The 17,011-nt window shown below is 73.0% G+C and carries 15 protein-coding genes and 1 pseudogene; 6 read left to right on the top strand and 10 right to left on the bottom strand.

Annotated elements, in window-relative coordinates; all coding sequences use genetic code 11:
• The 3 genes and pseudogenes from ACFTXQ_RS11935 to dhaK all read right to left on the bottom strand — a co-directional run.
• Positions 1-213 (bottom strand): annotated as a pseudogene (locus ACFTXQ_RS11935) (PTS fructose transporter subunit IIA); the annotation flags it as partial.
• Complete coding sequence (gene dhaL, locus ACFTXQ_RS11940; RefSeq protein ID WP_382638908.1) at positions 210-815, bottom strand: dihydroxyacetone kinase subunit DhaL; 606 nt, start codon at positions 813-815, stop codon at positions 210-212. The pseudogene ACFTXQ_RS11935 and the gene dhaL, both read right to left, overlap by 4 nt.
• 62 nt (positions 816-877) lie before the next feature.
• Positions 878-1,882: a dihydroxyacetone kinase subunit DhaK gene (dhaK, locus tag ACFTXQ_RS11945; protein WP_382638911.1), complete on the bottom strand. Its 1,005-nt coding sequence runs from the start codon at positions 1,880-1,882 to the stop codon at positions 878-880.
• 124 nt (positions 1,883-2,006) lie between these two features.
• On the opposite strand from dhaK, the gene ACFTXQ_RS11950 reads away from it, so the two are divergent.
• The 3 genes from ACFTXQ_RS11950 to ACFTXQ_RS11960 all read left to right on the top strand — a co-directional run bounded on the left by ACFTXQ_RS11950 (position 2,007) and on the right by ACFTXQ_RS11960 (position 4,207).
• Entirely contained in the window at positions 2,007-2,423 is a 417-nt protein-coding gene (locus ACFTXQ_RS11950) for a VOC family protein (protein WP_382638913.1), read from the top strand.
• 90 nt (positions 2,424-2,513) lie between these two features.
• Positions 2,514-3,485 carry an NAD-dependent epimerase/dehydratase family protein gene (locus ACFTXQ_RS11955; protein WP_382638916.1) on the top strand — a complete coding sequence of 324 codons (972 nt, stop codon included), beginning with the start codon at positions 2,514-2,516 and terminating at the stop codon, positions 3,483-3,485.
• Positions 3,486-3,571: 86 nt separating this feature from the next.
• The gene (locus ACFTXQ_RS11960; protein ID WP_382638919.1) at positions 3,572-4,207 is read left to right on the top strand and encodes an alpha-ketoglutarate-dependent dioxygenase AlkB; all 636 of its coding nucleotides are present in this window, start codon (positions 3,572-3,574) and stop codon (positions 4,205-4,207) included.
• Between the two features lie 30 nt (positions 4,208-4,237).
• On the opposite strand, the gene ACFTXQ_RS11965 is transcribed toward ACFTXQ_RS11960, so the two are convergent.
• Positions 4,238-4,528 (bottom strand): YkvA family protein, encoded by a 291-nt coding sequence (locus ACFTXQ_RS11965; RefSeq protein WP_382638921.1) that lies wholly within the window; start codon positions 4,526-4,528, stop codon positions 4,238-4,240.
• A 50-nt stretch (positions 4,529-4,578) separates the two neighbouring features.
• Complete coding sequence (locus ACFTXQ_RS11970) at positions 4,579-5,043, bottom strand: MarR family winged helix-turn-helix transcriptional regulator (protein WP_382638924.1); 465 nt, start codon at positions 5,041-5,043, stop codon at positions 4,579-4,581.
• A 120-nt stretch (positions 5,044-5,163) separates the two neighbouring features.
• On the opposite strand from ACFTXQ_RS11970, the gene ACFTXQ_RS11975 reads away from it, so the two are divergent.
• Together ACFTXQ_RS11975 and ACFTXQ_RS11980 are read left to right on the top strand one after the other, a co-directional pair.
• The gene (locus ACFTXQ_RS11975; RefSeq protein ID WP_382638926.1) at positions 5,164-5,736 is read left to right on the top strand and encodes a DoxX family protein; all 573 of its coding nucleotides are present in this window, start codon (positions 5,164-5,166) and stop codon (positions 5,734-5,736) included.
• Positions 5,737-5,800: 64 nt separating this feature from the next.
• Positions 5,801-7,600 carry a glycoside hydrolase family 15 protein gene (locus ACFTXQ_RS11980; RefSeq protein WP_382638929.1) on the top strand — a complete coding sequence of 600 codons (1,800 nt, stop codon included), beginning with the start codon at positions 5,801-5,803 and terminating at the stop codon, positions 7,598-7,600.
• 4 nt (positions 7,601-7,604) lie between these two features.
• On the opposite strand, the gene ACFTXQ_RS11985 is transcribed toward ACFTXQ_RS11980, so the two are convergent.
• The gene (locus tag ACFTXQ_RS11985; RefSeq protein ID WP_382638931.1) at positions 7,605-8,426 is read right to left on the bottom strand and encodes a helix-turn-helix transcriptional regulator; all 822 of its coding nucleotides are present in this window, start codon (positions 8,424-8,426) and stop codon (positions 7,605-7,607) included.
• Positions 8,427-8,563: 137 nt separating this feature from the next.
• On the opposite strand from ACFTXQ_RS11985, the gene ACFTXQ_RS11990 reads away from it, so the two are divergent.
• Positions 8,564-9,592 (top strand): NAD(P)-dependent alcohol dehydrogenase, encoded by a 1,029-nt coding sequence (locus ACFTXQ_RS11990; RefSeq protein ID WP_382638934.1) that lies wholly within the window; start codon positions 8,564-8,566, stop codon positions 9,590-9,592.
• On the opposite strand, the gene ACFTXQ_RS11995 is transcribed toward ACFTXQ_RS11990, so the two are convergent.
• The 4 genes from ACFTXQ_RS11995 to ACFTXQ_RS12010 all read right to left on the bottom strand — a co-directional run bounded on the left by ACFTXQ_RS11995 (position 9,589) and on the right by ACFTXQ_RS12010 (position 16,932).
• A complete protein-coding gene (locus ACFTXQ_RS11995) occupies positions 9,589-11,148 on the bottom strand; it encodes an alpha/beta fold hydrolase (RefSeq protein WP_382638936.1) in 1,560 nt (519 codons plus the stop codon). The genes ACFTXQ_RS11990 and ACFTXQ_RS11995 overlap by 4 nt on opposite strands.
• Before the next feature lie 81 nt (positions 11,149-11,229).
• Positions 11,230-12,780, bottom strand: a complete 1,551-nt coding sequence (locus ACFTXQ_RS12000) for an alpha/beta fold hydrolase (RefSeq protein ID WP_382638939.1) — start codon at positions 12,778-12,780, stop codon at positions 11,230-11,232.
• 299 nt (positions 12,781-13,079) lie between these two features.
• The gene (locus ACFTXQ_RS12005) at positions 13,080-14,486 is read right to left on the bottom strand and encodes an APC family permease (protein WP_382638942.1); all 1,407 of its coding nucleotides are present in this window, start codon (positions 14,484-14,486) and stop codon (positions 13,080-13,082) included.
• Positions 14,487-14,769: 283 nt separating this feature from the next.
• Positions 14,770-16,932 (bottom strand): SpoIIE family protein phosphatase, encoded by a 2,163-nt coding sequence (locus tag ACFTXQ_RS12010; RefSeq protein WP_382638945.1) that lies wholly within the window; start codon positions 16,930-16,932, stop codon positions 14,770-14,772.
• Positions 16,933-17,011 lie beyond the last annotated feature (79 nt).

Raw genomic sequence — 17,011 nt, forward strand, 5'->3', positions numbered from 1 at the left:
GGCGCCGCGGTCCACTTCTCGCGCGGCCGCGACGATCAACTCCTCGCTCGTGCCGATGCCGCCTTCGGCGGTGCCCCCGGCCGCGGCCACCGGGGCCATCGGGCCGCCCGCCGCCAGGCCCCGCGCCAGCTCGGCCACCGACTCGGCGACCACCGCGCTGTGCGACACCAGCACGATGCCGACCAGGCTGTCCCGCTCCGGGGCGCCCGTCACCGTACGTCCTCGGCGACGTCCGCCAGCGCCCCCAGCAGCAGCGCCGAGGAGGTGGCGCCCGGATCCTGATGGCCGATGCTCCGCTCGCCCAGGTAGCTCGCCCGGCCCTTGCGCGCCAGCATCGGAACCGTCGCCCGCGCGCCGTGCTCCGCCGCGTCGCCGGCCGCCCGGTACGAGGTGCCGAGCGCGGCGGCCCCCGGTACCAGGGCGTCCAGCATCGTCTTGTCGCCGGGCGCCGCCCCGCCCAGCTGGGCCACCGCGGCGACCCCCGCGTACAAGGCCTTGCGCAGCTCCTCGTCGGAGACCTCGGCGGCCTCCCCGAGCTCCTTGCCGGTGCGCCTGAGCAGGGTTCCGTACAGCGGTCCCGAGGCGCCCCCGACCGTCGAGATGAGCGTCCGCCCGGCAAGCTGCAGCACCGCCCCCGGCGCCGCCGGGGGATCGGCGTCCAGGGCGGCCCGTACGGCGGTGAAGCCCCGCAGCAGGTTGCTCCCGTGATCGGCGTCGCCGATGGGGGAGTCGAGCTCGGTCAGCCGGTCCGCCTCGCGTTCCACCGCCGCCGCCGCGGCCGTCATCCACCGCCGGAAGAATTCTGCGTCCCGCACCGGATCTCCTCGCCTCGAACCCGTCTCGCACCCGTCTGGCCGGCCCCCGCCCCACCTTACGGTCAGCGCCCCCAGCGCAGTGCGGTCGTCTGCACGGGCGCGTCCCACAGCCGCAGCAGCTCCTCGTCGGCGCGGCACAGCGTCACCGAACAGCCCGCCATGTCCAACGAGGTGACGTAGTTTCCGACGAGGGTCCGCGCCACCGGCACGCCGCGTGCCCCCAGCACCCGCGCCACCTCCCCGTGGAACCCGTACAGCTCCAGCAGGGGCGTCGCCCCCATCCCGTTGACCAGCGCCAGCACCGGCCCGCCGGCCGGACCCACCTCCGCCAGTTCTTCCAGTACGGCTCCCACCGCGATCTCGGCGATCTCCCGCGCCGGCATCATCGCGCGCCGCTCCCGGCCCGGCTCGCCGTGGATCCCGATGCCCAGCTCCAGTTCCCCGTCCGGCAGGTCGAAGGTCGGACTGCCCTTCGCGGGCGTGGTGCAGGCACTGAGCGCCACCCCGAAGCTGCGCGAGCGCTCGTTGACCCGCCGGGCGACCGCCGCGACCCGCTCCAGCGGCGCGCCCTCCTCGGCGGCCGCCCCGGCGATCTTTTCGACGAACAGCGTGGCCCCGGTGCCGCGCCGCCCCGCGGTGTACAGGCTGTCGGTGACGGCGACGTCGTCGTTGACCAGCACCCGCTCGATCCGCAGGCCGTCCTCCTCGGCGAGCTCGGCGGCCATCTCGAAGTTCAGCACGTCACCGGTGTAGTTCTTGACGACGAACAGCACTCCCTGCCCGGCGTCCACGGCCCCGGCGGCCCACAGCATCTGGTCGGGCACGGGCGAGGTGAACACCTCCCCGGGACACGCGGCCGACAGCATCCCGTACCCCACGAACCCCGCGTGCAGCGGCTCGTGCCCGGAACCGCCGCCGGACACCAGCCCGACGCGCCCGCCCTCCCGCGCGTCACGCCGTACGACCACCCGGCGCTCCACGTCGACGTCCAGCTCGGGATGGGCCGCCGCCATCCCCCGCAGGGCGTCGGCGACCACGGTCTCAGGACTGTTGACGAGCATCTTCACGGTCATCTCCTCGGTGTTCCGTCGAGCCTGTCCGGCGTGCCTGGCGCGCGACCGGCGGCCGCCACCAGCAGTCTGGAGCCAGGGGGCCACCGGAACCGACTCTGCACCACGAAAGGAAGACCTCGTGCCTTCTCGACTCAACCCGTACATCAGCTTCGACGGAGACGCCCGGCAGGCCATGGAGTTCTACCAGGAGGTCTTCGGCGGCACCCTGAACTCGCACACCTACGGCGAGTTCGGTGCCAAGGAGGCCGGGGCCGCCGCGGACCGGATCATGCACAGCATGCTGGAGACCGACGGCGGCTTCACCCTCATGGGCGCCGACAACCCGCCCGGGCAGCCGCACAACCCCGGCACCAACATCTCCGTCAGCGTGAGCGGGGAGGACGCCGACGAGCTGCGCGGCTACTGGGACAAGCTCTCCGCCGGCGGCACGGTCGCGGTGCCGCTGGAGAAGCAGATGTGGGGCGACGTGTTCGGCATGTGCACCGACCGCTTCGGCATCACCTGGCTGGTCAACATCAACCAGCACCAGGCATAGGCGGGCCGGGCCGCACCCCGATCGCCGGCTCCCGTCCGCCGTCAGCGAAGCCGCCTGCCCGACCGGTGCGCGAGGTGCTTGGTTGGGGGGATGGAGATCCTGGTTCTGGGCGGAACGGCGTGGGTGGGCCGGGAGTTGTCGCGGCAGGCCCTGGGGCGCGGTCACCGGGTGACGTGCCTCGCGCGCGGTGAGAGCGGCGAAGTGGCGGACGGTGCACGGCTGGTGGCCGCCGACCGGCGCGACCCCGGGGCGTACGCGCCGCTGTTCGACCGGGAGTGGGACGCCGTCTTCGAGGTGTCGTGGCAGCCGGGCTTCGTCCGCGGGGCGCTCGACGCCCTCGGCGACCGTGCCGGGCACTGGACGTACGTCTCCTCCGTGAGCGCCTACGTCTCGCACGCCGTCCCGGACGCGGACGAGTCCGCGGCCCTCCATCCCCCGACCGACCGGAGCGAGGCGGACCGCGCGATCTACGGCCAGGCCAAGGTCGCCTGCGAGCAGGCCTCGACGGCCGCCGTGGGCGACCGCCTCCTGACCGCCCGCGCCGGCCTCATCGGCGGCCCGGGCGATCACAGCGGCCGCTCCGGCTACTGGGTGGCCCGCGCCGCACGCGACCCCCGGGGCCCCATGCTGGTGCCCGACGCACCGGAGCTGCCCACCCAGGCGATCGACGTACGGGACTTGGCCGGCTGGCTGCTCGACTCGGCCGCGGCAGGGACCACCGGCACCTACGACGCCGCCGGGCCCGTCGTTCCGCTCGCCGAGTGGATCGACCTGTCCCGCTCCGTCGGCGGCCACACCGGACCGGTCGTCACCGCCGGCTCGGACTGGCTGCTCGCGCACGGCGTGGCCCAGTACATGGGGGACGAGTCGCTGCCGCTGTGGCTGGTCGACGCGGGCTGGACCAGCGGATCCGCGGCGCGCGCCGCGGGACTCCGGCACCGGCCCCGGGCGGACCTGCTCGCCGACACGCTCCGCTGGGAACGCGCGCAGGGCCTGGACCGGACCCGGCGGGCGGGCCTGAGTGCGCGCCGCGAGCGCGAGCTCCTCGACGCCCTCGGCTGATCGCCCCGCTCCGCCGGCCCGACGGACCGACGCAACGCGGCCCGTTAATCGTGCACGTGTTCGGTTCGTGGGGTTAGGCTGGCAGCATGCACGCAGTCCAAGGCCTCCAGGGATCCCTCTTCGACCAGGGGGACGAGATCCGGCTGGGGCCGCTCGCCGGGATCCGGCGCACCGAGCTCGGTGCGGGAGCCTGGGTGGACCACCTCCCCGGCTGGCTGAGCGGCAGCGACGCGCTCTTCGAGCGGCTCGCCGCCGAGGTGCCCTGGCATGCCGAGCGGCGGCAGATGTACGAGCGCGAGGTCGAGGTGCCCCGGCTGCTCGCCTTCTACGGGGAGGGGGAGGAGCTGCCGCACCCCGCCCTCGTCGAGGCACGCGAGACCCTCACCGGCCATTACGCGCCCGAGCTCGGCGAGCCCTTCACCACGGCGGGGCTCTGCCTCTACCGCGACGGCCGCGACAGCGTGGCCTGGCACGGGGACCGGACCGGCCGGTCCTCCACCGAGGACACCATGGTCGCCATCGTCTCCGTCGGCGACCCGCGCGACCTCGCCTTCCGCCCCCGCGACGGCGGCCCCACCCTGTTGCGGCTGCCCCTGGGCCACGGGGACCTCGTGGTCATGGGCGGCTCCTGCCAGCGGACCATGGAGCACGCCGTACCGAAGTCCGCGCGGGCCGTCGGCCCCCGCATCAGCATCCAGTTCCGGACACGGGGAGTCCGCTGACCGGCGGCCGGCGGTCCGGGGCCGCGGCCGTCACGAGGGGGCGGGGTCCTTGCCGGGCAGCCGCGCCGCCGCGGCGTGGAGGGAGCGCAGGGCCAGCAGCAGGATGCCGATGTCGTCCAGGTACACCGGATCCGGAATCAGATCCACCGGTGAGACCGTGTACGCCACGGCGACCCAGAACAGGGCCTTGTCGCGCAGCGGGATCCCGGCGTCGAGCAGCAGCCGCCGCGCCTTGAAGACCCGTACGAGAAGTACGGCCGCGTAGAGCGCGAGACCGGCCGCGACGACCGCGGCCAGTGTGAGCCAGACCTTTCCGTCCATTTCGGCCGTATACCCCTGTCGGGCGCCCGTGTACCGCGCGGCGCGGCCGCTCAGGTGCCCTGGGCGCGCAGTCGCCTGCCGACCTCGCCCAGCCCGTCGGCGAGCGCGTCGAGCTGTTCGGGGGTGAGCACGTCGACGAGGATCTCGCGGACCGTGGCCACGTGCCCCGGCGCCGCCTCGTCCAGCCGGGCGCTGCCGGCCTCGGTGAGGACCGCGAAGACGCCGCGCACGTCCGAGGGGCAGCTGCGGCGGCGGACCAGCCCGGCCTTCTCCATCTGGGTGATCTGGTAGGTCAGCCCGCTCTTGGAGTTGATCAGGCCGTTGGCGAGTTCGGTCATGCGCAGCTCGCGCCCGGGGGCCGCGGCGAGTCGAACGAGGATCTCGTACTGCGGGTGGGAGAGTCCTGAGTCGTCCTTCAGCTGCTGGTCGAGGCGGCGGTTCACCAGGGCCGACGCGGCCAGGAATCCACTCCAGGCCCGCATCTCGCGGTCGTCCAGCCATCTCGTTTCAGCCATGGCACCAGGGTACACGGGTTGTTCGAATTTGAATCACTGGTTAGGGTCAATGGCTGGCGGTTCGAATTTGAACAACCCATCCCCGCTCCTCGGGCCGCCCGACCGGAAGGAACCCCCACGATGACCAGCCCCTCCGTCACCTCGCCGAACGCGAACGCGAACGCCAACACGCGGACGACCGGGTTCGCGCAGGCCGTCGCCCTGTCCACCCCGGGCCACGACACCGGCCTGCTGCTCCTGCGCCTCGTCCTCGGCCTCACCATGGCCGCGCACGGCACCCAGAAGCTCTTCGGCTGGTTCGGGGGCGGCGGCATCAGCGGCACCGGCCAGTTCTTCACCGCCAGCGGCTACCCCGCCGGAGACGCCATGGCCGTCCTCGCCGGCCTCACCGAGACCCTGGGCGGCCTCGGCCTCGCCGCCGGACTGCTCACCCCGCTCGCCGGCGCCGCCATCGTCGGCACCCTCATCAACGCCATCGCCGTCCACGGCACGGGATCCTTCTTCGCCCCCGCCGGCATCGAGTACGAACTGCTGCTGACCGCCGGCGCCGCGGCCCTCGCTCTCACCGGCCCCGGCCGCTACGCCGTCGACCGCCTCCTGCCCGTGCTCCGCGGCCACCGCCTGGCCCACGGCGCCCTCGCCGTCGCCCTCGGTGTCGTCCTCGCCGCAGTGCTGCTCCTCGTACGCGGCTGACGCGCCCGAGGGTGTCCGGGGCCCCGCCTGATTGGCCCCGGACATTCGGGGGAAGAGCGTACGAATGACACAACCCATCGAAGACTACGCACTCATCGGCGACCTCATGACCAGCGGTCTGGTCGGCCGTGACGGGTCCATCGACTGGCTGTGCCTGCCCCGCTTCGACTCGGGGGCCTGTTTCGCCAGGCTCCTCGGCGACGAGGAGAACGGTCACTGGCGCATCGCCCCCCTCGGCGCCGCCGCGGGCGAGCGGTGCACCCGCCGGGCCTACGTCGACGGCTCGCTCATCCTGGAGTCCTACTGGGAGACCGACACCGGCACCGTCAAGGTCATCGACTTCATGCCGCAGCGCGACGTCGCCCCCGACGTGGTGCGCATCGTCGAAGGCGTCTCCGGCAGGGTCAGGATGGGCAGCACCCTGCGCCTGCGTTTCGACTACGGGCACGTCGTCCCCTGGGTCCGCCGCAGCGACGGCGACCGGGTCGCCGTCGCCGGACCCGACTCCGCCTGGTTCCGCAGCGAACCCCCGGTCCGCACCTGGGGCGAGGACAACAGCACCCGCTCCCAGTTCCCGATCACCGAGGGCCGGCGCGTCGCCTTCGTGCTCACCTGGCACCCCTCGCACGAACCGCGCCCCGAACCCTGCGATCCGTTCGAAGCCCTGGAGCAGAGCCTCGCCGACTGGCGGGAATGGACCGCCCAGTGCCGCTACGAGGGCCCCTACCGGGAGGCGGTCACCCGCTCCCTGATCACCCTCAAGGCCCTCACCTACGCCCCGACCGGAGGCATCGCCGCCGCGGCCACCACCTCCCTTCCCGAGGAGCTCGGCGGCGTCCGCAACTGGGACTACCGCTACTGCTGGCTGCGCGACTCCACCCTCACCCTCGGCTCGCTCCTCTCCACCGGCTTCCTCGACGAGGCCCTCGCCTGGCGCGCCTGGCTGCTGCGCGCCGTCGCCGGTGATCCCGCCGACCTCCAGATCATGTACGGGATCGCGGGCGAGCGGCGGATCCCCGAGGTCGAGCTGCCCTGGCTGCGCGGCTACGGCTCCTCCGCCCCCGTGCGCGTCGGCAACGCCGCCGTCGACCAGCTCCAGCTCGACGTCTACGGCGAAGTCCTCGACTCCCTCCACCTGGCCCGCGCCTCCGGGATCCCCTCCGAACACCACGCCTGGCGGATCCAGCTCGCGCTGCTCGACTTCCTGGAGCAGAACTGGCACCGCCCCGACGAAGGACTGTGGGAGGTACGCGGCCCGCGCCGCCACTTCGTGCACTCCAAGGTGATGGCCTGGGTCGCCGCCGACCGGGCCGTACAGACCCTGGAGCGCGACCCTTCGATGGCCGGCGCCGAGGACGTGGAGCGCTGGCGCGCCATGAGGGACGCGGTGCACCGCGACGTCTGCGAGCAGGGCTACGACCCCGAACGGGGCACCTTCACCCAGTACTACGGCTCCCGGGAACTGGACGCCGCGACCCTCCTCATCCCCCGGGTCGGCTTCCTGCCGCCCGACGACCCACGGGTCATCGGCACCGTCGACGCCGTCCGCGAGGAGCTGGGGCGCAGCGGCCTGGTCCGCCGCTACAGCACCGAAGGGCCCTCCGTCGACGGCCTGCCCGGCGACGAAGGGGCCTTCCTGGCCTGCTCGTTCTGGCTGGCCGACGCGCTCTACCTGACGGGCCGGCGCAAGGAGGCCCGCGCCCTCTTCGAGCGGCTGCTGGACGTACGCAACGACGTGGGGCTGCTCGCCGAGGAGTACGACCCCATCGCCGGACGCCAACTCGGCAACTTCCCCCAGGCGTTCAGCCACGTCGGCCTGGTCAACACCGCACTCACCCTGGCCCGGGAGGAAGCCGGGGACTGACCGGTCAGGCGCCCACGCCCGCCTCGCGGTCGGCCTCGCGGCGGCGCAGCAGGTCGGCGGTGGCCGCGTCGGCGGGCAGGAACGCCTCCAGGTGCAGCTCGGCCAGCGTGACGTCCACGGCCGTCGCGAAGGAGGTCAGGGTGGTCAGCAGCCGCAGTTCACCGCCCGCGCTGCGCAGCCGCAGCGGCACGGCGAAGCCCAGGTGGTCCGGCCCGGGCGGCGCCTCCTCCGGCAGGTAGCCGCGCAACTCCGCTATCAGGCGGTCCAGTTCCGGGTCCGGATGAGCCTGCGCGCGACCCCGTAGGTTCTCCACGACGTGCCGGCCCCACGCCGCCAGGTTCAGCACGCGCGGCGCCATGCCCCGGGGGTGCAGCGCGAGCCGCAGCACGTTCACCGGCGGCGCGAGCAGGTGTTCGGCCGCGTCCTCGGTGAGCACCCCGAACGCCTCGTTCGCCAGCACCAGTTCACCGCGCGGCCCGGCGACCACCGCCGGGTACGGCAGATGGCCGGTCAGTACGCTGCTCAGGGCCGTCATGGCCGGCTCCAGGGCGGCGCCGTCCCGGGGGGACTCCGCGTACGCGGGAGCGTAACCCGCCGCCAGCAGCATCGAGTTGCGCTCCCGGAGGGTCAGTCCCAGGGACTCGGCGAGCCGCACCACCATCGCCCGTCCCGGCCTCGACCGGCCGCTCTCGATGAAGCTGAGGTGGCGCTGCGTCGTGCCGGCGAGGGTGGCCAGTTCGAGCTGGCTCATCCGGCGCAGCGCCCGCCGTCGGCGCACTTCGAGCGAGAAGGAGGAGGGCTCGGCGGGGGCGGTGGCGGCGACCATGGAGCCTTTCTAGCCGCTGCCCGGCGGACCGGGCGATTCCCCGGAGGGAATTGCCGCGCGTGTTCGGGCCCGCGCACCATCGGCACCCGTAACGACCTGACGACCCATGGATCTGCGGAACCGCCCTGGAGGCCGGGATGCGTGCGTACCACCTGGAAACGTTCGGCGACATCGACGGGATCGTGCTGCGCGACAGCGGGCCCGCGATTCCGGAGCCGGCCGGCCCGAACGACATCGTCGTCGCGGTGAAGGCCGCCTCGCTCAACCGGCGCGACCTGATGATCCTCCACGGGCGCTACCCGCTGCCCGCCGTCCCCGGAGTGGTCGCGCTCAGCGACGGCGCGGGCGAGGTGGTGGCCGTGGGGGACGCGGTGACCCGGTTCGCCGTCGGCGACCGCGTCGCCGGCACGTACTTCCCGCGCTGGCACTCCGGCCGGATCACCCCGGAAGCCATCGATCAGCCCGGCTGCACCCTCGACGGCATGCTGGCCCAGTACGCCGTCCTGGACGAGCAGAGCGCCGTACGGGTCCCGGCCCACCTCACCTGGGAGGAGGCGGCCACCCTGCCCTGCGCGGCGGTGACCGCGTGGAGCTCCCTGACCGGGGGCGAACCCCTGCTGCCGGGGCAGACCGTCCTGACCCTCGGCACCGGCCCGGTCGCCCTGTTCGCCGTGCAGTTCGCGAAGCTGATGGGCTGCCGAGTCGTGTCGACGACCTCGGACGGCGGGAAGGCGGACCGGCTCAAGGCGCTGGGCGCGGACGCGGTCGTCGACTACGTACGCCACCCCGAATGGGGCGCGAAGGTGAAGGAGCTGACGGAGGGGCGGGGAGCCGACCTCGTCGTGGAGACGGGCGGGCCGCAGACCATCGAACAGTCGGTGCGCGCCGCGTCCCTCTACGGCCACATCGCCCTGCTCATCACGGGCAGCGCCCGCACGTCCGGGATCGAGGTGTCGAACGCGGCCTACGCGTCGAGCCTGGCGACGATCCGCCGGGTCTTCGTCGGCAGCCGGGCCCGGTTCGAGGACATGAACCGGGCCGTGGCCGCCCATGAACTGCGGCCGGTGATAGGCCGCGTGCACTCCTTCGAGGAGACGCACGCGGCCTACCGGGGTTATGCCGATGACGCGCCGTTCGGGAAGGTCGTCATCCGGGTCGCCGACTAGGACGTTCCGGCTGCAGGGCCGATCTCGAACTCGGGTGCCTCCAGGGTCTTCAGGCATGCGGTGTTCGGTGCGGCCGGGTCGTCGAAGAACGAGACGCCGATCTCCTGGGCGCACTTCGACGTGGCGAACACGACGTGCGGCTCGTAGGGGATGGTGACGACCTTGGCCTTGCCGAGCGTACGGGCGACGTAAGGCCCGTTGTCCGCCCCGGTCTGGGAGTCGAAGCTGCCCGACAGGGCGAGGGTGGGGATGTCACCGCTGGTGGCGTCCCGGATCGAGCGCGGCGCCGCGGGGACGTTCCAGGCCTCGCAGTCGGGTCGCAGGAAGGTGAGCTGCGGGGCCTGGGCCTGCACCGAGCGGGGGAAGCTCGGGAACGCTTCCTGTCCGCCCTTGAGCGCCTGCTCCTGGGTCTCGAACGGGGTCCACTCGCTGCAGAAGACGCCGTAGACGAGCCCGTGCGCGGTCCGGCCCATGGCCGCCGGGCTGTACTTGCCGCCCGCGTACTGCTTCGCGATCCGCTCCGGCTTGCCGTTGGCCAGCTCGTCCAGGGCGGCGGGCACCTGCTCCGCCACGTGGGTGGCCGAGGTCATCCAGCTCACCAGGGCTCCGCCGTCCAGCACGACCTTCACCGGCTTGTCGCTGCCGGGGACCGTGACGGTGGTGGTGACCGGCTTGGCTTCGAGGTCGCTGACGAGCTTTTCGAAGGTGGCCCACAGGTTCGGATAGCGCTTGTTGCACGCCGGCTGCTTCTCGCATTCCTTGAACAGGCCGTCGACGCCCTGCTTGAAGCTGCTCCACGTCGAGACCGACCCGCCCCTGGACGGCGGCAGGATGCCGTCGAGAGCCACCGAGCGCAGCCCGTCGGGGTGCAGGCGCATGTAGACCAGCGCCAGGTGGGTGCCGTAGGAGATGGCGTACAGGTTCCACTGCTTGATGCCGAGCGCGGTGCGCAGGGCCTCGTAGTCGGCGGCGCTCTCGGGGTCGTTGTAGGTGCCGAGGTCGAGCCCGCGGGCCGCCAGCTGGTCGCGGCAGGCCTTCGTGGCCTCGACGTGCAGGCGCTCGGTGGACGGGTCGTCGGAGACGAGGCCGACCGCGCGGGCGTTGAACTCGTCGATGTTGGGGCACAGGGCCGTCGGTTCGGCCGAGTACGTACCGCGCTGGGACATGAGGATCACGTCACGGTCGCGGTTCAGGCCGCCGCCGATCGCCATCTTCGCCTCGCCGACCGCGTCGTCCCCCGGGCCGCCCGCGAGCCACACGATCGGGTCGGGTTTCGGGGTGGTGGACGCGGCGGGCACGATCGCGACACCGAGTCTGATCGTTTTGCCGCTCGGTTTGGCGTGGTTCTCGGGCACGGTGAGCGTTCCGCACCGGGCCCCTTTGAGCTCCTCGATCGGCTCCGGCGTCTTGGGGCAGGGGCCCGGTTCGTAGCGGGCGTCGCCCACCGTCCGAGCGACCGTGCCGAGGGGCGTTCCGGGACCGGGAGTGGTGTCGGTGCGGGACTGCGCCTGGGCGGGCGCCGCGAGCAGGCCGGTGACGAGGAGACCGGTCGCCATGCCGGCCGGCGTGGCCAGGAGCCGTCGTCGTGCGGTGCGGCGATGACGCGGTGCGTGGTGGAGTCTCATCTGCCCTCCCGGTTACTTCGGGATGATCGTGAAGGGTTCGGGCTCGAGGTCGTTCACGCAACCGGTGTCGGGCGCGGTCGGGCGAGCGAGGAACGAGGCCAGCACGCGCTGTGCGCACGGCGACTGCGGGACCACCCAGTGGCCGATTCCGGGCACCTGTATGGCGGTCGACTCGGACAGGTCGCGGATCACGCCCTGCGCGTAACTCGCCCCGGTCTTCACGTCGAACGTGCCGGAGATGACGAGCGCCGGCACCGAGCTGACCGTGGCCTGGCGCTGGACCTTCGCGCGGTCCGCGACGTTCCAGACCCCGCACACCGCGTACTGGAAGGGCAGCTGCGGCGGCTGGGCCAGGACCGTGTCCGGCCACTCGGGGTAGACCTTCTGACCGGCCTTCAGCACATCGGCTTCCGAGTACCCCGGAGCCCACTCGCTGCACGCGATCGAGTTCGTCAGGCCGTGCGCGACCTCGCCGAGCTTCGGCACCGAGCCGGCCGCGCGGGCCTGCGCGAAGCGCTCCGGGTTTCCGTTGGCGAGTTCCTCGAGGGCCGCGGGGATGTCCTTGGGCCGGGGGGTGAAGGCGACGATCAGGTTCAGCAGCGCGCCTCCGTCGAGGACGGTCTTGACCGGCTTCCCCCCGTCCGGCGGTGTGACGTTCAGCGTCAGGGGGTTGGCCTCCAGCTTGCGCACCTGCTCCGTCAGCAGGCCCGGGAGGTCGGGGTAGCGGTCCTTGCAGGCGGGCTGCGCCGCGCACGCCGCGAAGATGTTGCGGATCCCCTCACTGGTACTGGCCCACGTCCACGGCAGGTTCACCGTCTGGGGAGGGGTGATCGAGTCGATCGCCACCGCGCGGATTCCCTCGGGGTACAGGCGCAGGTACGTGAGGGCCAGGTCGCTGCCGTACGAGTACCCGTAGACGTTCCACAGGGGGATGTTCAGCGCCTTGCGCAGGTCGGCGAAGTCCGCGGCGTTCTCGGTGGAGTTGTAGGAGTTCAGGTCCACGCCGTCGGCCACGAGGCGGGCCCGGCAGTCCGTCACCGCCTTCAGCATGTCCGCTTCGGCCTGCTGTGAGTCGTAGCCGAGGCCCACGGCCTGAGCGCTCGACCGGTCGACCTCCGGGCAGGCGAGGTTCGGCTGGTCGTAGAGGTTGCCGCGCTGGGCCATGACGATGAGCTCGCGGTCCTTGTTCAGGCCGGAGTCGATGAGGAACGGGATGTCGTCGATGGTGTCGGCACCCGGTCCGCCCGCCATGAACACCAGCGGCTCCACGGCCGGCTTCGCCGAGACGGCCGGAATGCGCGCCACGGCCAGCTTGATGGTCCGTCCGCCGGGGCGGGAGCGGTTCTCGGGGACTTCGAGGAAGCCGCACCGTGCGTTGCCCAGCGCTTCGATGGGCTCGGGCGGCTTCGGACAGGGCCCGGGTACGAACCGGGAGGGGGCTGCCGGACTGGGTCCCGCGGGTTGCGCGGGCGCTGACGCGGCGCTGCTGGGTGTGGGGCCGAAGGCTGCCACGCAGAGCAGAGCGGCCGCGGCAGTCACCCCGGGGATGCTGGGCTTTGGCATGGGGGTCTCGTTCCTCTGCCGACATCGGCGGCGGCCCTGCCGGGCCAGGCCGCAGCGGTTTGGGCGGAACGCGCGCTATTCGACGCTACCCCGGGGCGTGTTCACCCGCATGCGGAGCGATCGTGACCCCTGGGCCGGGTGCGGAACCGACGGGATTCGAACCCGCGGGACCCACAGCCAGGTCCGGCTGTGGGCCGCTAGCCGTCGGCACCGGGAGACCTCCGGTGCCGACGGTGCAATGGACCGCTCTGCCACAGCCCCGCACCCTGGCGGGACCGCGCGATCCCGTTGCCGAGACCTTACGCGGCGGTTTCCTCGCCGTCCTCCGGAATACTGACCAGCCAGCGCGTCTCGCGCCGCGGCCGCAGGTACAGCGCCCAGTACAGGGTGGCCGCGGCGGTGATCCCGCCGGTCCACAGCAGGTACTGGGTCTCCTGCTGGGTCAGGATGTACGCGAAGACGACGATGAGCACGATCGGCACGGCCGGCCACAGCGGCATGCGCCAGGCGACCGTCTCGCGGTGCGCCCCCCGCCGGCTGAACAGCGCGGCCACCGCGACGAGCAGGTACATGCCGGTCACGGAGACGCCGGTGACCCCGTACAGGGTGTCGAGGTTGACGAAGCACAGCGCCGCGCCCGGGACACCGACGACCAGGGTCGCCACCCACGGCGAGCCGAAGCGGCCCAGCTTGGACAGGGCGTTGTTCACCGGCGTCGGCCAGGCCTTGTCGCGGGCCGAGGCGAAGAGCACGCGCGAGTTCTGGATGACCATGACGATGCCCGCGTTGATGATGGCGAGGGCCACGCACAGGCTCACGAAGGTGCCGACGGCCGAGTTGGACCAGGCGGTCACCATCCCGCCGAGGTCACCGGCGGCCAGCGCGTCCAGATCGGGGGAACCCATGGTGATGGCGATGACCGGGACGAGGATGACGGCCGTGGAGATGGCGAGCGTCAGGAGCACGGTGCGGGCGACGTTGCGCCGCGGGTTCTCCAGCTCCTCCGAGAGGTAGACGGCCGTGGAGAAGCCCTGGGTGACGAACAGGGCGATGGCGAGTCCGGCGATGACCATTCCCGCGGTGACCGCGGAGGTGCCGCCGCCCTCGGCGGCGACGGTGCCGTGCACCAGCGCGTCGGCGCCGCGCTCGCTGTGCGCGAAGCCCAGCACGGCGACCACTGCGGCGGCGACGACCTCGAGCACCAGGAAGATGCCGGTGATCCAGGCGTTGGCCCGCAGGTCGAGGAGTCCGGCGAGCGTGGCGAGCAGCATGACGCCGCCGCCCGCGATCGGCGCCGGTATGTGGATCACCGGGGCGAGGTAGTCGGCCGTGCCCATGGCGATGACGGGCGGCACGATCATGACGACCAGCAGGGACAGGACGAACACCAGCCACCCGGCGAGCCGGCCGGCCATCGTCGAGACCATCGCGTACTCGCCGCCCGCGCTGGGGATGAGCGTGCCCAGCTCGGAGTAGCAGAACGCGACGCCGATACAGAGCAGCGAGCCGATGGCGATGGTGAGGGCGGTCCAGGTGCCGAGGCCCGCGAAGAGATCGGGCACGACGACGAAGAGGGTCGAAGCGGGCGTCACGCAGGACAGCGTGAGCAGGGTCCCTCCGACGACGCCGATGGAACGCTTGAGCTTCTGGGGGACGGGCCCGGTGGCGGGGGAGAGGGCCTGTGGTGCGCTGATGGTGTCAGTCATCGGTGCGGAGTTCCGATCGGCAGATGCGGTGAATGAGCGGGGGAGCGGTATCGCCTCCGAGGCGGTGGTGAGCAAGTGGTTCCGTGGCTCCCGGGCCGACATGCAATCTCCGCGAGAACCGCAGGTCAATAGCTGTTCACCTGCGGATTCCGTCGTCTGGGAGGCCGCCTGCCCCGATCCGCGACGTAAAGGCCGTGTTAAGGCTGCACGAAGGGCGTGTGCGGGAACCGCAGCCCGCCTGGCGAAGAATTTTCCTCCGCTTTGCCGGAGCGGATCCGGTGATCTACGGCCCGGTGAGGCCTCCCGTACGGGATGCCAGGAGCAGGGCGATGTCGTCCGGCCGGTCGGCGACCCGGCCCGCCTCGCCGATCAGCCGGTCCGCCGTCTCGGTCAGCGGCGCCGGGGCCGTCTCGGCCAGCGACAGCCGCAGCCGCTCCACCCCGAGGTCGATGTCGGTGCCCGGCACCTCCACCAGCCCGTCCGTGTACAGGGCGAGCACCGAGCCCGGCGCCAGCCGCAGTTCGGTGACCGGGTACACGGCCTCCGGGTCGATGCCCAGCACCACCCCGCCGGCCAGGTCCAGCACCTCGGTCCGGCCGTCGGGGTGGCGCAGCAGCGGCTGGGGGTGCCCGGCCCGGACGGCCCGGGTGTCTCCCGACGCCGGGTCGAGCAGCACGTAGCAGCAGCTGGCGAACTGGCCCGGATCCAGGTCGATCAGCAGCTGGTTCGTGCCGGCCACCACCTGCTCCGGTGTGCTCCCGCTCAGCGCGAAGGCCCGTACGGCGCTGCGGAGTTGGCCCATGGTCGCGGCGGCCGGCACCCCGTGGCCCTGGACGTCACCGATCACCAGGGCCAGCAGACCCCCGCCGGTCTCGATGACGTCGTACCAGTCGCCGCCGACGTCCATCCCCGCCGTGCCGGGCAGGTAGCGGCCCACCGTGTCCACGTTCTCCCGCACCGGCAGCCGGTGCGGGAGCAGGGCGGACTGGAGGCCCCGGGCGAGGGCCGCCTCGGTGTCGTAGCGCCGCGCCCGCTCCAGGGCCTGCGCGATCAGCCCGGCCAGCGCGGTCAGGACCGTACGCTCCTCCGGGCTGAAGCCGCGCGGCTGCTCGAAGCCGAGGATGCACGAGCCGACCGGCCGGCCGGAGGCGATCAGAGGCAGGAAGGCACGGGCGCCCTCGGAGGCGTCCAGCGGGATGCCCGGATAGGCGGCGGCCAGGTGCTCCATCGACTCGAAGAACATCGGCCGGCCCGAGGTCAGGGTCTCCACGCCGGGCAGCCGCACGTCGAGCGCGACCCCGTCGAAGCGGTCCAGGAAGCCCTTCGGGAAGCCGGTCTCCCAGGCGAGGTGCAGGTGCCGCTCGTCGAGCAGGTAGATCGCCAGCTGCCGGCCGCCGAAGGCCGGCAGCAGTTCGTCGGTGACCACCGCCGACACCTGGCGGGCCGTGACGGCCTCGGTCAGCGCGATGGCCAGGGCCACCGGCCGGTACAGCGCGGAGGCCCGGTCGGCCGGTGAGCCCAGCCCGGCGCCCGGGCGGACCGCGGACGGCGGCGCGTAGCCCGGCTCCGGAGCCGCACTGATCGTCACCGTCACCCCGCCGGGGCCCGGGTGCAGGTCCACCGACAGCCACTCGCCGGGCGGGTGCCGGCCGCGCCGGGCCGCGAAGCGCACCGGCCCGCTGGACAGGAACACCCCGCGGAAGTGGTCCTCGTACGCCGGGTGTCCGAGCCAGGGCAGCGCTTCCCACAGCACCTGCCCGCGCAACTGCTCCGCGCTGCTGCCGAACATCTCCTCGGCGGCGGCGTTGACGAAGCCGATCCTGCCCTGCCGGTCCATGGACAGCACGGCCTGCGCCAGCCGGTCGACGGCCTCCCGGGCGCCCGCGGCGGACGCGTCCGCTCCGGCGGGCGCCGGCGGCGGGTCCGCGGCCAGCGGTGCACCCTCCCAGATCACCTCGGCGCCGGCCGCGGTCAGCTCCGCCAGGCCCCGCGCCAGCCGGTCCGCGGTCTCGCGCAGCCGCTTGCGGTCGGCGGCCCCCACCGGCAGCCCGGGCGTCGCCGGGCGCAGCACGAACAGCACCCCGAACCGCTCGCGGCCCGCGGTGACCGGCTCGTACAGCGAGCCGAAGGGGAACGGCAGCCCGGCCATCAGCTGGGGGAAGCGGGCCATGGCCGACTCCGCGTCGGGCAGGTACAGCGAGTGCCCGGAGCGGTAGACCTCGGCCACCGGGTACGGGCGGTTCACCTGCATCCGCCCCCAGGGCCGGAACAGGGGCACCGGGAGCCCCGCGACCGCGGCCAGCAGGAGCAGGCCCTCGGTGCCGGAGCGCAGGTACACCCCGCCCGCGTACCCGCCGACGGCCGCCACCGCATCGACGGCGGCCCGGGCGAGCACCTGGGCCGTGGCGTCGGGGACGGGGCCGTCGTTGTCCGGTCTCGCCGTCACACCGCCAGGATGCGCCCTCCGTGGCGTGGGGTGCATCCGGGGGCCGCGCCGGCGCTTCGGGCGTGCCGAAAGTCCCGCC

Origin of the sequence: Streptomyces sp. NPDC057010 (assembly GCF_042673805.1) — a bacterium.
Lineage (GTDB): Bacteria > Actinomycetota > Actinomycetes > Streptomycetales > Streptomycetaceae > Streptomyces.